This window comes from Parabacteroides gordonii MS-1 = DSM 23371, from assembly GCF_000969825.1.
Taxonomy (GTDB): Bacteria; Bacteroidota; Bacteroidia; order Bacteroidales; family Tannerellaceae; genus Parabacteroides; species Parabacteroides gordonii.
Genome location: NZ_KQ033919.1, coordinates 19,175 through 36,565, shown reverse-complemented (window position 1 = coordinate 36,565; position 17,391 = coordinate 19,175). Strand labels below are relative to the sequence as shown.

16 protein-coding genes are annotated in these 17,391 nt (G+C 45.3%); 11 read left to right on the top strand and 5 right to left on the bottom strand.

Annotated features, from left to right (window positions below):
• Positions 1-86: 86 nt before the first annotated feature.
• Together yidC and HMPREF1536_RS00140 are read right to left on the bottom strand one after the other, a co-directional pair.
• Positions 87-1,985, bottom strand: coding sequence for a membrane protein insertase YidC (gene yidC, locus HMPREF1536_RS00145; RefSeq protein WP_028728852.1), 1,899 nt, complete (start codon positions 1,983-1,985; stop codon positions 87-89).
• A gap of 11 nt (positions 1,986-1,996) precedes the next feature.
• Positions 1,997-3,601 (bottom strand): CTP synthase, encoded by a 1,605-nt coding sequence (locus tag HMPREF1536_RS00140; protein WP_028728851.1) that lies wholly within the window; start codon positions 3,599-3,601, stop codon positions 1,997-1,999.
• A 361-nt stretch (positions 3,602-3,962) separates the two neighbouring features.
• On the opposite strand from HMPREF1536_RS00140, the gene HMPREF1536_RS00135 reads away from it, so the two are divergent.
• The 11 genes from HMPREF1536_RS00135 (at position 3,963) to HMPREF1536_RS00085 (ending at position 15,104) form a co-directional block, all read left to right on the top strand.
• Entirely contained in the window at positions 3,963-5,501 is a 1,539-nt protein-coding gene (locus tag HMPREF1536_RS00135; RefSeq protein ID WP_028728850.1) for a DUF3078 domain-containing protein, read from the top strand.
• 100 nt (positions 5,502-5,601) lie between these two features.
• Entirely contained in the window at positions 5,602-6,018 is a 417-nt protein-coding gene (locus HMPREF1536_RS00130; RefSeq protein ID WP_028728849.1) for a SoxR reducing system RseC family protein, read from the top strand.
• Between the two features lie 9 nt (positions 6,019-6,027).
• Positions 6,028-6,915 carry a Fe-S cluster domain-containing protein gene (locus HMPREF1536_RS00125; protein WP_028728848.1) on the top strand — a complete coding sequence of 296 codons (888 nt, stop codon included), beginning with the start codon at positions 6,028-6,030 and terminating at the stop codon, positions 6,913-6,915.
• A 12-nt stretch (positions 6,916-6,927) separates the two neighbouring features.
• Positions 6,928-8,259 carry an electron transport complex subunit RsxC gene (gene rsxC / locus HMPREF1536_RS00120; RefSeq protein WP_028728847.1) on the top strand — a complete coding sequence of 444 codons (1,332 nt, stop codon included), beginning with the start codon at positions 6,928-6,930 and terminating at the stop codon, positions 8,257-8,259.
• Between the two features lie 11 nt (positions 8,260-8,270).
• Positions 8,271-9,230 carry an RnfABCDGE type electron transport complex subunit D gene (locus tag HMPREF1536_RS00115; protein WP_028728846.1) on the top strand — a complete coding sequence of 320 codons (960 nt, stop codon included), beginning with the start codon at positions 8,271-8,273 and terminating at the stop codon, positions 9,228-9,230.
• Positions 9,231-9,232: 2 nt separating this feature from the next.
• A complete protein-coding gene (locus HMPREF1536_RS00110; protein WP_052349874.1) occupies positions 9,233-9,868 on the top strand; it encodes an RnfABCDGE type electron transport complex subunit G in 636 nt (211 codons plus the stop codon).
• A complete protein-coding gene (locus HMPREF1536_RS00105; protein ID WP_028728844.1) occupies positions 9,861-10,445 on the top strand; it encodes an RnfABCDGE type electron transport complex subunit E in 585 nt (194 codons plus the stop codon). Before HMPREF1536_RS00110 ends, HMPREF1536_RS00105 begins: the two co-directional genes overlap by 8 nt.
• Before the next feature lie 18 nt (positions 10,446-10,463).
• Entirely contained in the window at positions 10,464-11,036 is a 573-nt protein-coding gene (rsxA, locus tag HMPREF1536_RS00100; RefSeq protein WP_028728843.1) for an electron transport complex subunit RsxA, read from the top strand.
• 21 nt (positions 11,037-11,057) lie between these two features.
• Positions 11,058-12,098 (top strand): UDP-glucose 4-epimerase GalE, encoded by a 1,041-nt coding sequence (gene galE / locus HMPREF1536_RS00095; protein ID WP_028728842.1) that lies wholly within the window; start codon positions 11,058-11,060, stop codon positions 12,096-12,098.
• Positions 12,099-12,371: 273 nt separating this feature from the next.
• Positions 12,372-12,731, top strand: a complete 360-nt coding sequence (locus tag HMPREF1536_RS00090; RefSeq protein ID WP_028728841.1) for an Hpt domain-containing protein — start codon at positions 12,372-12,374, stop codon at positions 12,729-12,731.
• Positions 12,732-12,746: 15 nt separating this feature from the next.
• Positions 12,747-15,104: a hybrid sensor histidine kinase/response regulator gene (locus HMPREF1536_RS00085; protein ID WP_028728840.1), complete on the top strand. Its 2,358-nt coding sequence runs from the start codon at positions 12,747-12,749 to the stop codon at positions 15,102-15,104.
• Here HMPREF1536_RS00085 and HMPREF1536_RS00080 read toward each other — a convergent pair.
• The 3 genes from HMPREF1536_RS00080 to HMPREF1536_RS00070 all read right to left on the bottom strand — a co-directional run bounded on the left by HMPREF1536_RS00080 (position 15,082) and on the right by HMPREF1536_RS00070 (position 17,354).
• The gene (locus tag HMPREF1536_RS00080; RefSeq protein ID WP_028728839.1) at positions 15,082-15,711 is read right to left on the bottom strand and encodes an HAD family hydrolase; all 630 of its coding nucleotides are present in this window, start codon (positions 15,709-15,711) and stop codon (positions 15,082-15,084) included. The two genes, HMPREF1536_RS00085 and HMPREF1536_RS00080, sit on opposite strands and share 23 nt — an antisense overlap.
• 95 nt (positions 15,712-15,806) lie before the next feature.
• Positions 15,807-16,457: an NAD(P)-dependent oxidoreductase gene (locus HMPREF1536_RS00075; RefSeq protein WP_028728838.1), complete on the bottom strand. Its 651-nt coding sequence runs from the start codon at positions 16,455-16,457 to the stop codon at positions 15,807-15,809.
• A gap of 78 nt (positions 16,458-16,535) precedes the next feature.
• On the bottom strand, positions 16,536-17,354 hold the full coding sequence (locus tag HMPREF1536_RS00070) for a peptidylprolyl isomerase (RefSeq protein WP_028728837.1): 819 nt from the start codon (positions 17,352-17,354) through the stop codon (positions 16,536-16,538).
• Positions 17,355-17,391: the final 37 nt, after the last annotated feature.

Here is a 17,391-nt window from a genome sequence, read left to right as displayed (position 1 = left end):
TTCAACTTTTTAGAAACACAAAAGGTGTGCCTGCACCCTGTAGGGCCGACACACCTTTCGCATTTATTGCTATATCAGAGGAGATATTATCTTCTCTTTTTTTGCTCCTGTTGCTTCTTCAACTGTTCCTGCTGTGCACGCTGTGCTTCTTCCAAACGTTTCATGAAACCGGATTTCTTCTGCGGCTTCTTTTTGTTTGCTTCCAACTTAGCCAGCAACTTATCTTCATTGATCGTATAACGGAACACCAGTGTCTGGACGATCGTAAACAAAGTGGAGATAAAGTAGTAGTAAGTAAGACCGGATGCATACTGGTTAAAGAACACCAGGAACATCAACGGCATCATATACATCATCGCCTTCATACCAGGCATCTGCTGTTGTCCGGTATTGGTCATTTCCATATTATATTTCGTATATATGATATTGGTTGCCGTCATCAGCACACAGAACAGACTGATATGGTTACCGAAATACGGAGTAATAATAGGAATATATTTATTCCAACTGAAGATCGCATCATACGTTGACAAGTCATGCGCCCAAAGGAAACTCTGCTGACGCAGCTCGATAGCCGACGGGAAGAACATAAACAAGGCGATCAACACCGGCATCTGCAACAACATCGGGATACATCCGGCCATCGGACTCGCCCCGGCCCTGCTATACAGCTCCATTGTCGCACGCTGACGTTCCACTGCCTTATCCTGTCCCGGATACTTCGCATTCAGCTCTTCTACCTGCGGACGAAGTACGCGCATCTTGGCAGACGACATATAAGATTTATACGTCAGCGGGAATAAGATCAACTTCACGATAATGGTCATCAGGAAGATGATCAGACCATAGCTACTGATATATTTTCCCAAAAAGTCGAACATCGGAATAACAAAATACTGGTTCACCCAGCGGAATACGCTTGCACCCAGCGGAACCAGACGTTCCAGATCCAACTGATCGTCGGTAGGAACCCCTTTATCGAATGATTTCAGCAAGGTATAGCTATTCGGTCCGAAGAAATAACGGAAAGTAGTAGGTTCGTTTCCTCTCAGGTCGAAAGGAACCGCCGTAGCAGTCTTGAATTCTTTGACGATACCGTCGGCCTCAACCATCTTCGAGTCGAAAGTAGCACTCTCGAAACCTTCACCGGAGATCATGACGGATGAGAAGAACTTATCCTTATAACCGATCCATTTCAGACGGCCTGACACCTTCTTATCCTCACTTTTGCTTTCGCTCAACTGTTCAACGCCATCAGCCAGGAATTTATAATACAAGGCAGTATATCTGTTTTCATATTTAATACCCTGCTCCTGCTGGCGGATCTTCTGTTTCCAGACCATATCCAACGCCGTTGTACTCGGTGCCAATACACCGTTCAGGCCGGAACCCTTAATATCGAACTGAACCATATAATCGTCCGGCTTGATCGTATAGATAAAGTTCAGCGAACTGCCTTCACCCGTGTTCAGGCGCATGATCAATTGATTCGGATCCTGTGTCTTTACCGGAGTAAAATACATTTCACCGGTATTCAGCACACGGTTGGTTGCCGTTACCAACGTAAAGTCGAGCGATGCATCTTTTCCTTCGAAAAGGATCAGCGGTTTGTCGTCGTACGTTGTATAATCTTTCAGGCGGGCATAAGAGATACGTCCCCCTTTATTGCTGACATGAAGTTCGATCAGGCTATTTTCCAATACAGTAATATCGTCAGTACCTGTCATGGCATCGGCAAATACCCCGAAATTACTTTTCAGCCGGGCTTCTCTCACAGAGTCCGGCAGATTATCAAAAGAGTTATCGGCAATGCTCTTGCTATCCTCTTTTTGCATATCAAGCTGTTTAGCCAGTTCGATCTGTGCGATCGAGTCCTGATAACGGCGCTGCGCTTCCAACTGCTCAGGCGTCGGTTTGTTTAACCAGCTGAATGCAAATAAAACAATACCAATAAGCAGAAAACCTAATAATGTGTTTTTATCCATCTATAACGTTCTTATTTATTATCAATAGCGGCTTTTACAAAGCTGACAAAGAGCGGGTTCGGATTAACTACCGTACTGTTGTATTCCGGATGGAACTGTACACCTACAAACCATTTCAGTGAAGGTATTTCAACAACTTCAACCAATCCTGTTTCCGGGTTCTCACCGACACATTTCATCCCGGCAGCTTCAAACTGGTCGCGATACTGGCTATTGAACTCAAAACGGTGACGATGGCGTTCCTGGATATGTTCTTTTCCATACGCTTCATAAGATTTCGAACCTTTCTTCAAAACACAGTCGTAAGCACCCAAACGCATGGAACCACCCATATTGGTAACATTCTTCTGCTCTTCCATCAGGTCGATCACTTTATATTCCGTATTCGGTTCCATCTCCGTAGAGTTGGCATCCGTCATACCCAGCACATCGCGGGCATATTCAATAACCATACACTGCATACCCAGACAGATACCCAGGCAAGGCACATCATGTTCGCGGGCATATTTCAAAGCGGCAAACTTACCTTCGATACCCCGCTGTCCGAATCCCGGAGCGATCAGGATACCATCCATATCTTTCAACAGTTCGGCTGCATTGTTCTCATTCAGTTTTTCAGAATGGAAAAGATGCAGATCCAGTTTACGGTCGTTGTAAATAGCAGCCTGCAATAAAGATTCGTCGATCGACTTATAAGCATCCTGCAATTCCACATATTTACCAACCAAACCGATCTTAACAGTTTCAGTTGCATTTGTTTTCTTCTGAAGGAACTCGTTCCACGGCTTCATTTCGGGAGTCGGGCCTACTTCCAGTCCCATCTTCTTCAGGATGGTAACATCCATGTTCTGACGCTGAAGCACCAGAGGAACCTCGTAAATGGTCGGAACGTCTACAGACTGAACAACCGCATCGGCATCCACATTACAGAACAAAGCGACTTTGCGTGTAATATCGTTGCTCAGCAAATGTTCCGTTCTCAATACCAGCACATCCGGCTGGATACCCAGTTCCTGCAATTGTTTTACAGAATGCTGTGTCGGTTTAGTCTTGAATTCTTTTGCAGCTGCAATGTAAGGTACATAAGTAAGATGTACGCACATACAGTTCTTACCCAACTCCCATTTCAGCTGACGTACGCTTTCGATGAAAGGCAGCGACTCGATGTCACCCACCGTACCACCGATCTCCGTGATCACAAAGTCAAACTTATACTTCGATCCCAACAGTTTTACGTTACGTTTGATCTCATCGGTAATATGAGGAACTACCTGTACTGTTTTACCCAGGTAATCACCTTTACGTTCTTTATTTATTACGCTCTGATAAATACGGCCGGTCGTAATGTTGTTCGACCGTGTAGTCGGGACATTCAGGAAACGTTCGTAGTGTCCTAAGTCCAAGTCTGCTTCATGTCCGTCTACGGTTACATAACATTCACCGTGCTCATAGGGGTTCAATGTACCCGGGTCGATATTAATGTAGGGGTCAAACTTTTGGATAGTAACCTTATAGCCTCTTGCCTGAAGGAGTTTACCCAATGATGCAGCAATAATTCCCTTACCTAATGAAGAGACTACGCCGCCCGTAACGAAGATGTACTTTGTATCTGCCACGATAGTAATATTTTAATTATCTTATAATTGCTCACTCGCATTTCAAAACTGCAAAGTTAGTCATTTTCGTTCAGACGGCAAGGGTCTCGGATATTTTTTCAAGCGGAAATCGAAATGAAAAGTTACCGTGCTACCTTTTGTTTCACCTATATGAAACAGTTGTTCCACCTATATGAAACAAGTGTTTCACTATGATGAAACACAGACAACCTCCCAGAAAAAGACTAGTTCGTTCACTATCGTGCCTGTCTTACTATTCGAATCGTTAAGATTGTTATATGATGTAAAAGATTAGCACATCTCATACTTTTTATCTAATTTCGCACTCTAGATACTTAAAGAGTGTAAATTATAAGGTATTATGGTTATCAAGAGGTACTTCATTCTATTTTCTATACTTACATCACTGACAAGCCTGGCAAATGCACAGGAGGGTACTGTCATTACTGGAGCTAATGTCAATAAGGCAGCAGAGAGAGACGTGCCGGACACTATCCCCATGATTGAAATCGAAGATCCGGATCTGGATAATATCATAAGTCTGCGGGCGCAATTTGAAAAACAGAACCGGTCGTACTCCGCACCGGCCAAACCGACTGAAAATCTGCTCCGTTTCCTGAAGAAAGATGAAGTGGAAATATCCGACGAAGCCATGTATTGGGCACGCCTGGTACGGGATGCCTCTACCATATTCGACAACAATCTGACTTTCCGTGATACCGTGATTGTAAGTCCTTTGTTCCTGCCGATCGTATTTAAAGGTGAACTATTGCCTAAGGATCTTACCTTCTATAAAGAAAACTTCTGGGAGAAAAACGACCAGTTGCCTTTGCCGTTCACTCCTGATACATTATTTAAAGAAGAAGAGTTGAAAAAAGAGGTAGAAGACAAGGCATATAAATATGTACAGTCCAATTATCCGGATTATTTCCGCTATTCGACAAGGGATCTTCCTCAAGACAAGGTGATAGCGAAGGTGATCAAGAAAACGAATTACAAACCGGAACTTATCAAGGTGGAAAGCGAAGCGGATTTCAGCGATGTGGATGCACCGGTAAAGTTCATTCCGGAAATACGTTACTGGACTTCTCATTTTGAAAGTGCTATTCAGTTTGCACAAAACTATATCTCCCCCAACTGGCATAAGGGAGGTGTAAGCACGCTAAACCTGACAAACCGTGAACTGTTTACCTTTAATTATAACAAGGATAAAGTAAAGTTTACGAACTCGCTCGAAATAAAGAATAATTTATATACAGCGCCTAAAGATACTTTACGTGACTACAAGGTTGGAGATGATGTATTCCGTATCTACAGCAACTTAGGTTATAAGGCTTTCAATAAATGGTATTATACACTGGAAGTCGATTTCAAAACCCAGTTATTCAGCAGTTATGCAGAGAATCAAGATGTTAAACTGGCTGGATTACTTTCTCCATTCAGTATCAATATCGGTCTCGGTATGCAGTACGACCTGAATAAAACGTTCGCATCGTCAAAGCATAAAAAAGTTGCCCTTTCAGCTAACATCGCCCCTATATCTTATACGTACATACGAACCATAGATAAAGACATTGATTTGGCACGCCACTTCCAGAAGAAAGATAACGAAGAAAATTATCCGTACAAACAAAGCTTGTTCGGTTCAACTGTGAATGCAACAATGACATTCCAGTTCAGCCGGAATATTAGCTGGTATTCGCGTCTGAACTATACAACTAACTATCAACGTATCCAGGGTGAATTTGAAAACCGACTGAATATGGCGATCAGCCGATTCTTCTCAACCATCATTTCACTCAACTTACGTTATGACGACGGAATCGCAAAAAACGAAGACTTCGACAGTTATTTACAGATCAACGAACTCTTGAGCTTTGGTTTTAATTACAAATGGTAAGTAAAGCTCAATTATTTCTATAATAAACTTTGTTAATCGTGACATAATATCTAAATAATCCTTACTTTTGCCGAGGTTTTGCAATGTCGAGATTACAAACATGAGCGAAAGTATCAATCACAACGGACGAATTGAAAAGATCGAAGGCAATGCGATCTTTGTCAGGATCATTCAACAATCGGCTTGTTCCGGTTGCCATGCACAAGGCATGTGCGGTGCTTCAGAGAAGAAGGAGAAGATTATTGAAGTGAACGACAACTCCGGAAAATATCATGTGAATGAAGAAGTGACATTATGCGGCCAGAGTTCGCTTGGATTACAAGCGGTATTGCTGGCTTTCGTCCTTCCTGTCATATTTGTAGTCGCAGCCATTGTAGCAGGAAACTACTTGCAATGGGACGAAACAACCAGCGGGTTAACCGGTCTATTATTATTAGTTCCCTACTATTGCATACTATACTTTTTACGCGAGAAACTAAAAAGAAAATTTATATTTACCTTGAAAAAACTTAATTGATCAAATATCATGATTTTAATTGCCGTTATTTCATTAGGAGCCATTGGAGCCATCGGTGCAGTATTCCTCTACGCCGCCTCCAAGAAGTTTGAAGTATACGAAGATCCTCGTATCGCACAGGTTCAGGAGGCACTTCCCGGAGCCAACTGCGGTGGTTGCGGATATCCCGGTTGCGGTGGTTTTGCTGCGGCCTGTGTAAAAGCTGATTCGCTGGAAGGACTGTTATGTCCGGTAGGCGGAGCCGACACAATGGGGAAAGTCGCATCTATCCTGGGTATGGAAGCCGCTACTACCGAACCGATGGTAGCCGTTGTACGCTGTAACGGAACCTGCGAAGCCCGTCCGCGTACCAACCGTTACGACGGCGTGCAGAGTTGTGCCATTGCATCTTCACTGTACGGTGGCGAAACGAACTGTACGTTCGGTTGCCTGGGTTATGGTGATTGTGTAACAGCTTGTGCCTTCGACGCGATCCACGTCAACCCTGCTACCGGACTGCCGGAAGTAGTGGAAGATAAATGTACTTCATGCGGTGCCTGTGTAAAAGCTTGTCCGAAAAACATTATCGAACTGCGTAAGAAAGGCCCGAAATCACGCCGTATTTTCGTTAGCTGCGTAAACAAAGACAAAGGAGCTGCCGCCCGCAAAGCCTGCGCCAATGCTTGTATCGGTTGCGGTAAGTGTGTGAAGGAATGCCCGTTCGAAGCGATCACGCTCGAAAACAATGTAGCTTATATCGACTATCGCAAATGCCGCTTGTGCCGCAAATGTGTAGCCGTATGTCCTACCGGTGCTATTCACGAACTGAACTTCCCGCCGCGTAAAGAAGCTGCTCCGGCTGTGGACGCAAAAGTGACGCCCGAAACAAAAACAACAGAAGAAACAATTCAAAAATAAAAATCTAATAGTATGCTAAGGACATTTCGAATCGGCGGTATACATCCACCCGAAAATAAATTGTCTGCCGGAAAAAAGATCACCGGACTGGCTATACCCAAACAGGTCATTATACCGTTAAGCCAGCATATCGGGGCTCCTGCCCAGGCTGTGGTGAAGAAAGGTGATCCGGTTAAGGTAGGTACACTGCTGGCTAAGGCCGGAGGTTTCGTATCGGCAAACATTCACTCGTCGGTATCCGGTAAGGTAAACAAGATAGATAACGCCCTCGACGCTAGCGGATACAAACGTCCCGCTATCTATATCGATGTAGAAGGTGACGAATGGGAAGAAACAATCGACCGTAGCGAAACACTTGTAAAAGAGTGCCCGCTTCCTTCCAAAGAGATCGTAGACAAGATTGCCGCAGCAGGCATCGTAGGTCTGGGTGGTGCCACTTTCCCGACACAGGTGAAACTGATGCCGCCTCCCGGAAGCAAAGCCGAGATCATTATCATCAATGCGGTCGAATGCGAGCCGTATCTGACTTCCGACCATTCGCTAATGATGGAAAAGGCCGAACAGATCCTGGTCGGTGTGACCTTGCTGATGAAAGCAGTCAACGTGACCAAAGCTGTGATCGGTATTGAAAACAACAAGCCTGACGCCATTGCTCATCTGGGTAAACTGGCAAAAGATTATAAAGGCATAGAGATCATGCCGCTGAAAGTACAATATCCGCAGGGAGGTGAAAAACAGCTGATCGATGCTGTGATACGCCGCCAGGTAAAGAGTGGGGCACTGCCTATCTCCGCCGGAGCTGTGGTACAGAATGTCGGTACGGCTTTCGCTGTATATGAAGCGGTGATGAAGAACAAACCTTTGTTCGAACGTGTCGTGACAGTTACCGGTAAAGCGGTTACTACTCCTTCCAACTTCCTGGTGCGCATGGGTACTCCGATCAGTGCACTGATAGAAGCGGCCGGAGGTGTTCCTGAAAATACAGGTAAAGTGATCGGTGGCGGCCCGATGATGGGTAAGGCGCTGATCAGTCCGGAAGTACCGGTTACCAAAGGTAGTTCAGGCGTATTACTGATGACAAAAGAAGAATCCGTACGTAAACCGGTATATGATTGCATACGTTGTGCCAAATGTGTCAGCGTCTGTCCGATGGGCCTCAACCCTACCCTGCTGATGAATGCAACTGAATTCACAGAGTGGGATCTGGCTGAAAAGAATTATATCACCGACTGTATCGAGTGCGGTTCTTGTAGTTATACCTGCCCGGCCAACCGTCCGTTGCTGGATTATATCCGTTCAGGTAAAGGAAAAGTAATGGGTATCATACGGGCACGAAAGTCATAATAAAGAGCAATATGGAAAATAATTTAATAGTATCTCCTTCGCCCCATATCCACGGCGGCGATAGCATAAGCAAAAATATGTATGGTGTACTGATTGCCCTTGTTCCGGCTTTCCTGGTATCCCTCTACTACTTCGGACTGGGTGCGCTGATCGTTACTGCAACATCGGTCGTAGCCTGCGTCCTCTTTGAATATCTGATCCAGAAGTTCCTGATGAAAAAGGAACCGACCGTATGTGATGGTTCGGCCATCCTGACCGGTGTGCTGCTGGCATTCAACCTGCCGTCGAACCTGCCTGTATGGATCATCCTGATCGGTGCACTGGCGGCTATCGGTATCGGTAAGATGTCGTTCGGCGGACTGGGTAACAATATCTTCAACCCGGCACTGGTCGGACGTGTATTCCTCCTGATCTCTTTCCCGGCACAGATGACAACCTGGCCGGAAGTCGGACAGCTGACAGCCTACACCGATGCAACCACCGGTGCGACTGTTTTGTCCCTGATGAATGAGGGAGCATTGGATAAACTGCCTACACTGGTGGATATGTTGCTAGGAAAGATGGGGGGTAGCCTCGGTGAAGTAAGTGCACTGGCACTGTTGCTGGGACTTGCCTTCATGTTATGGAGAAAGATCATCACCTGGCAGATCCCGGTTTCTATCCTGCTGACTGTATTCGTATTCACAGGCATTATGCACCTGGTTAACCCGGTACAATATGCAAGTCCGTTCGTTCACCTGCTGTCGGGAGGTTTGATGCTGGGAGCTATCTTCATGGCAACCGACTATGTGACTTCGCCGATGAGTAAGAACGGCATGCTGGTTTACGGTGTCGGTATCGGTATCCTGACTACGGTGATCCGTCTGTTCGGTTCTTATCCGGAAGGTATGTCGTTTGCTATTCTTATTATGAATGCATTTACTCCGCTGATCAACAGTTATATCAAACCTAAACATTTTGGAGGGAAATAAGCATGGCAAAACTAAAATCAACATTACCCAACATGCTCTTGTCGCTTACCATCATCTGTTTGGTTGCGGGAGCGATATTAGCCGGAGTAAATATGTACACCACCGGCCCGATTGCAGCCTCCAAAGCTGCGGCATTGGAAGCAGCTATCAAAGCTGTTACGCCGGAATTCGATAACAAACCGTCGGAAGATGCTTATATGGCTATTACAGCCGATGGTGATTCGCTGAAGATCTATCCGGCCACCAAAGGCGGCGAGTTCGTCGGTGCGGCTGTCGAAAGCAACACCAAGAAAGGATTCAGCGGCGAGATCAAAGTAATCGTCGGATTCGATAAGGAAGGCAAGCTGTTGAACTATTCCGTATTGCAACACGCAGAAACTCCCGGCCTGGGAGCCAAGATGCAGGAATGGTTCAGTACGGACAAGAACAAACAGAGCGTTCTCGGACGCAGCCTGGCCGGAGGTGCATTAAAAGTAACTAAAGACGGTGGCGATATAGATGCTATTACAGCAGCAACCATCACCAGCCGTGCATTCCTGGACGCGGTGAATCGCGCTTACAGCGCATTTGCCGGAACTGACGGAGTAACCGGTGCAACAACCGCTAACACTAATGAGGGAGGAAACGACAATGAGTAATATGAAAGTATTGATGAACGGTATCATCAAAGAGAACCCGACATTTGTCTTATTGCTGGGTATGTGTCCAACTCTGGGAACCACTTCCTCAGCACTGAACGGTATGAGTATGGGACTGGCAACCATGTTCGTCCTGATCTGTTCCAATATGGTTATTTCAGCCTTGAAGAACCTGATCCCCGACATGGTACGTATTCCTGCTTTTATTGTTGTGATCGCCACCTTCGTGACCGTGGTGCAGATGTGTATGGAAGCATTCGTTCCGGCTCTCTACGCCAGCCTGGGATTGTTCATCCCGTTGATCGTTGTAAACTGTATCGTACTGGGACGTGCAGAAGCATTCGCCGCTAAAAACGGCGTGATCCCTTCCGCATTCGACGGACTGGGTATGGGACTGGGCTTTACACTGGCACTGACCTTGCTGGGAGCTACCCGCGAACTGCTTGGGACAGGTAAACTGTTCGGCCTGACACTGATGCCCGAACAATATGGTTCGCTGATCTTCGTATTGGCACCGGGTGCCTTCATCGCGCTGGGTTACCTGATTGCTATTGTAAACAAATTGCGTAAAGCCTGATATTAAAAAACGAAAGATATGGAATATATATTAATATTTATCGCAGCCGTATTCGTTAACAACGTTGTATTAGCGCAGTTCCTCGGAATCTGCCCGTTCCTGGGTGTTTCCAAAAAGGTAGAGACAGCGGCCGGTATGGGGGCAGCAGTAACATTTGTTCTTACTATTGCAACCATCGTAACCTTCCTCGTTCAGAAATATATCCTGGATAGGTTCGGGCTCGGGTTCATGCAGACGATCAGCTTCATCCTGATCATTGCCGCATTGGTACAGATGGTGGAAATTATTCTTAAAAAAGTTTCTCCGGCTCTTTACCAGGCATTGGGCGTGTTCCTTCCGTTGATTACCACGAACTGTTGTATCTTAGGTGTGGCTATCCTTGTCATACAAAAAGAGTATAATTTGTTGGAATCTGTTGTATATGCGATCTCCACAGCTATTGGATTTGCGCTAGCTTTAGTTATCTTTGCAGGGATTAGAGAACAGTTGGCATTGACACGTGTTCCCGAAGGTATGAAAGGTACCCCTATCGCGCTTATTACAGCCGGTTTGCTGGCGATGGCGTTTATGGGATTCTCTGGAATCGTATAATTAATCTAAATAGAGACTAGCATGAAAAAGAAAATCTTAGTAGCAGGTGGAACCGGATATATTGGCTCACACACTACAGTTGAGTTGCAGAATGCAGGTTATGATGTAGTCATCATCGACGACCTGTCGAACTCCAATATCGAAGTATTGGATGGCATTGAAAAGATCACCGGTATCCGTCCTGAATTCATCAAACTGGATTTGAAAGATAAAGAAGGAACCCGCGAAGCATTGAAAGCACATCCGGGTATCAACGGTATCATCCTTTTCGCAGCCAGCAAGGCAGTAGGCGAATCGGTTCAACAGCCGCTGAAGTACTACCGCAACAATGTCGTTACGTTGGTCAACCTGCTGGAACTGATGCCGGAATTCAATATCGACGGTATCGTGTTCTCTTCTTCCTGTACTGTTTACGGACAGCCTGATCCGGAAAATCTGCCTGTAACGGAAGATGCTCCGATCAAACCGGCTACTTCACCATATGGTAATACCAAACAGATCAACGAAGAGATCATCCGTGATACTATTCATGCAAATGCTCCGTTCAAGAGCATCATCCTGCGCTACTTCAACCCGATCGGTGCTCATCCGACTGCAGAGATCGGCGAATTGCCTAACGGTGTTCCTCAGAACCTGATCCCGTATCTGACTCAGACTGCGATGGGTATCCGTAAGGAATTGAGCGTATTCGGCAACGATTACGATACTCCCGACGGGTCCTGCATCCGCGACTATATCAATGTAGTCGATCTGGCTAAAGCACACGTGATCGCTATGGATCGTATGCTGGGTGGCAAAACGGAAGAAAATGTTGAATATTTCAACCTCGGAACCGGCAACGGTGTAACCGTATTGGAACTGATCAACACATTCGAACAAGCTACCGGCGTAAAAGTTCCCCACAAGATCGTTGGCCGCCGCGAAGGAGATATCGAAAAAGTTTGGGCTAATCCGGAACGTGCAAACAAAGTATTGGGCTGGACTGCTAAAGAAACATTAGCCGACACATTGGCTTCTGCCTGGAAATGGCAAGAAAGACTGCGTGAACGCGGTATTCAATAAAAAAGACGTATTTTACATACTAAATACAAGAATAAAAGGCATGGAGCGTATAAAAACTCCATGCCTTTATTTTTATATGAAAGAGCTTAAAATACAAGATTAGCAGAATAAATATCCACCTTAGGGGATATAAACGACGAAATAACATGAAAAACATCCACTCCTGTTGAATTATAACGTTTTTTTAGTTGCTATATTCATTTTTTATCTACTTTTGTAAAATTCCTTCGAACACAGGCAAACGGTTCGTTACATAAATGGCATTAAAGAAACATGACAAGCGAATATAAAGAGAAGCTACAGGCATATGGGGTTAACCTGAACAGCGCATTAAACCGATTCATGGAAAATGAACAATTCTATGAAAGGATACTTTCCAAATTTCCAAAGGATGAAAACTTCACCTTGATGGAAAAAAGTATCAACGAGAATAACATTCCCTTGGCATTCAGATATGCCCATACTTTAAAAGGATTGGTGGCTACACTCGATCTGACAAATCTATTAACCATATTAACCCCGATGACAGAAAAACTCAGAGCAGGGGAAACAGATGGTATACAAGAAATGCTTGACCAGCTAAAAATAGAGTACAAGCAAATCTGCGAACTGATTACTAAACAAAACGACTGATTAACAGCGAATAAAATGAATCATACATTTAATCCAAACGGATCGTTGGCGGACTACCAGTATCTCATGGATACCATTTGGACTATTTATCTGGAAGACGGATACGTTGAAGTACAAAAAGACTCCATGAATCCCGAGCTTGCGAACACAAAGCACGATTATATCAGTCTCAACAACATAATAAAAAACGATGTCTATCCTCCCGACCATTGTTTATGGGATGAAACCGTTTCGCTTGAAGCTTTCCATAAAATGATCGCAGAAGGATGTTTTCATAAAACATTCGATATGCGTTTCAGCAATGATCATTTCGGTTTTGAATGGCACGAATGTTTTATCGATATCCTTTTCGATGAAGAAAGTAAGCCGGACAGGGTGCTTATATCCAGCCGCAATGTTAATGATTCCAGAAAATCGCAGATCATAGAAACCGCCGTTAAGTCAGAATACGACTATGTGATTTATATAGAAGCTTCAAAAAATAGCTACGTTATGTACACGGCCGGTTCAGCAAGCGAAACCCCTCCTCCTATCGCCAGCAGCAATTACGAAGCTGTTGTTGCCGAGTACAACCGGCAATATATGGATCCGGAGCTTAGCGAGGCAATGACCGAAAAAATGCGTATAGCTCATGTCGATCCGATACTCCGGAAGCACGGAGAATACATTCTATACGGTACTATGATAGAAAACGGCGAGCATCGCGATAAGAAAATGCGATTCAGCTATTTCGACAAAGAAAAGAATATCTGGTTAATGACCAGAACCGACATAACGGAAATCAAAGAGGAAAGAAGACAGAGGCAACTCTTACAGGAAGCTTTGCAAAGCGCAACAGCTGCCAACCGTGCCAAATCCGACTTTCTTTCCCGTATGAGCCATGATGTACGCACCCCTATCAACGCCATCGTCGGCATGACGGCCATAGCCAGCCTGCACATGGACGACCAGAAGCGTATAGCTGACTGCCTGAAGAAAATAACCATTTCTTCCAAGCTCCTGCTGAACCTGATCAACGAAGTGCTGGATATGTCGAAACTGGAAAGCGGACATATCATGCTGGCGGAAGAAAGTTTCAGACTCGATGAGCTGCTGGAAAGTCTGTTCGTGATGGTGCAATCCTCTTTTGAGACGAAAGAACAAAAGCTACTCATACACACCAAGGTAAAACACGAATGCCTGATCGGTGACGTACAACGCATACAACAGGCATTGATGAACATGCTGACAAATGCAATCAAATATACGCCGGAAGGAGGACAGATCCGGATAGAAGTAGAAGAGAAACCTTCCGTTTATAACGGTTACAGCCGATTCGAGATAGCAGTAGAAGACAACGGCATAGGTATGAAGCCGGAGTTTTTACACAAAGTGTTCGAGCCGTTCGAACGTTCGGAGGATATATCTGTCCGCAATATTCAGGGAACAGGCCTCGGTATGGCCATCAGCCGCCATATCGCCCAAATGATGAACGGCGATATCCTGGTGGAAAGCGAATACGGAAAAGGCTCCAAATTCACCATGACATTCCATGTTAAACTGGGAGGTTTGGATGAATACGACAAAGAAATGTTGGTCGACCTGCCGGTATTGGTGGTGGATGACGATGATATCTCCTGCGAAATAGCCTGCGAGAACTTACTGGAACTGGGTATGAAACCTGACTCTGTCTTTTCCGGCAAAGAGGCCGTACAGAAAGTAACCGAAGGCAACAACTATTTCGCCATTATCATAGACCTGATGATGCCCGGAATGAACGGTATCGAAACGACAATGAAAATACGGGAATATGTAGGCCCGGATATTCCTATCATTATCATATCGGCTTACGATTACTCCGGTTACGAAAACGAAGCTCTGAGAGCCGGAGTCAACGGCTTTATTACCAAGCCCATCATGAAATCGAAGTTATTCCATCTGATGAAAAAGTTTGCTACAGACAAAAAGGAGGAAGAACAGCAGAGCATTGTTCCTGCCGATATCACCTCTTTCCCCGGTAAACGAATACTGGTGGTGGAAGACAACGAACTGAACCGTGAGATAGCCTACGAGCTACTACAGGAAACCAAAGCCGTAGTAGAAACAGCCGTCGACGGACAGGATGCGTTAGATAAGGTATCCGCTTCCCCGGAAGGATACTACGATCTGATTATCATGGATATTCAAATGCCTGTGATGAACGGCCTTGAAGCGACAAAAGCCATCCGCCGACTCGACCGGAAGGACATAAAAGACATGCCGATCGTCGCCATGTCGGCCAATGCTTTCGCCGAAGATGTACAATTAAGTCTGGATGCGGGTATGAACGAACATATCCCCAAGCCTATAGAGATCGATAAACTCTACAGTGTCATGGGGAAATGGTTTCATTGACGGCTTCACGCCAATCCTCCCCGTTTTTGGGTTGGTAAGTAACGAAGCCAAGCGCCTGTCCTACTTCGATATTACTGCTGCCATCATCCACAAAGAGTGTTTCCGAAGGGATCAGGCCGGTGTCTTTGATCATATAGTCAAAGATACGGCGGTCGGGCTTTGTTGCACCGACTTCATAGGAGGTGTACATTTTATCAAAATAAGCACCGATCGGACGACCGGCCGGAGTAAATTGATCCGTCCTCGCCCAGCCTTCCTGGATGATAGGATTGGTATTGCTCAACAGATAAACATTGTAGTGTTCGCGAAGCTTCAGCAGGTAGTCGAGCTTATACTGGGGCGTATCGGAAATAAATCCGAGCCAGGCATGTTTTATGTCCTCATAAGGAATATCTTTTCCTGCATGCTTACGAAGCTTTTCACAATACTCTTCAGCTGTGATCGTTCCGTTCTCCACTTCCAGAAAGATACCTTTTTGCTCATAAGGATCCAGCAACTGTTCAGCATCTGCCACGCCTATCTCTTTAAAACGACGGACTGCCTGCCCATGATCCAGATCGATAAGGACTCCTCCCAAATCAAATACAATGTTTTTAATCTTTGCCATAATTATGTGCTTTTTACATATATATTGTCTCTATCGTAATGCCGAACAAAGATACTAATAATAAGTGTAAACAACAGTCCTTACACCACGGCAAGTCAATACCCGAGCGTAAACCGTTCCTTATGATGTTTCTCCTGTTCCAACTCGTCAATCATAGCCACAGCAAAATCTTCAACGGAGATATTACTGTCGCCACTCTCGTCGACAATCAAATCATCCTTACCCAAACGGAATTTATCGGTACGTTCTCCCGGAGTCATATTAGCCGCCGGACTCAGGAATACCCAATCGACCGACTTTTCCGGAATCAACAGGTCGGTATATACTTTTGCCAGGCTGCGTATGCCAGGTAAAAGTTTCTTCGGAACATCCGGCTCATCCATCAGCAAACGTCCCGGAGCGACAAACAGGCTTCCGGCACCGCCTACCATCAGGAAACGGTGCACACCAGAATTTCTTACGGCACAAAGAATGGAACCGTACCCTTCTATCGTTTCATCATAAATATTCGGATTAGACCAGCCGGGATTGAATGCACTGATCACGGCATCCGCCTTGGCCAATTCACGGGACAGGAAATCGGTATCGGTAACATCACCTCCTACCACTGTCAGTCGCGGATTTACAATCGTTAGTTTCGATGGATTCCGCACAATTGCTTTAACCTGATGTCCTCTCCCTAATGCTTCTTTCAGAATGGCAGAACCGACATAACCGGTTGCGCCTATGATAACTATTTTCTTCATGACTATATGTATGTTTGATTACTTTATATAGAACAACATACAGTAGCCAACTGTTCCCGTGCCCGACACGGGGAGAAGTCATTTCTGAAATACTTTTGTCGATTTGATCATTACATCACGAAGGGGACGGTCGTTCTTATCGGTCTTTACCAGCGACATCTTTTCTACAATCTCGAAGCCGTCTACCACCTCTCCGAAGATGGTCACAGAACTATCCAAGTGAGGCACTCCCCCTACTGTCTTATATACTTCGCGGTGTTCAGCCGGGATCACGTACGGGCCGAGTTCTGCCAATGTATCTTCTACCATAATCAGCGCACGGTTGGTCAGTTCTGTTTCCATCGAGTCGACAGCCAGAGAAGGATCTTCTTTCTTCAACCGATCCAGGAATTTATAATACAACCAGTTGCGGCGGATCTGGTTAATCCGTGCCTCTTTCTCGTCCAGTTCGGCATCGGTATGTTTTTTCCCCTGTACGAAACAAAACTGCGTACCGGCTGATGCCCGTTCAATATTTACATCGTCGCTTTCCTTGGCATCGATCAGGGCACCGCGTTTATTGAAATGGTTGGGAAGTATTTCGGCCGGAACGGTATATCCCCCGTCGCCGTCGCCATACAAAACACCGGGGTCGTGCGCTTTGCTTGTCGGATCCCCACCTTGCACGACAAAATCTTTAATGATACGGTGGAAAAGCATTCCTTCATACTCTCCGGACTGGCATAGTTTGATAAAATTATCACGATGCAGCGGAGTATCGTCATACAACATGACAGTGACGTCTCCCATCGTCGTCTTTACCGTCACATAAACAGGTTTCGACGGGTCGAGCGGTTTATCGGCACAGGAAGCCAACGTAAAAAGAAAAAGTAAAAGGGTAAATAGTTGTTGTTTCATAACACATTGTTTTATTTAAGTTTACCTTTTTCTATAA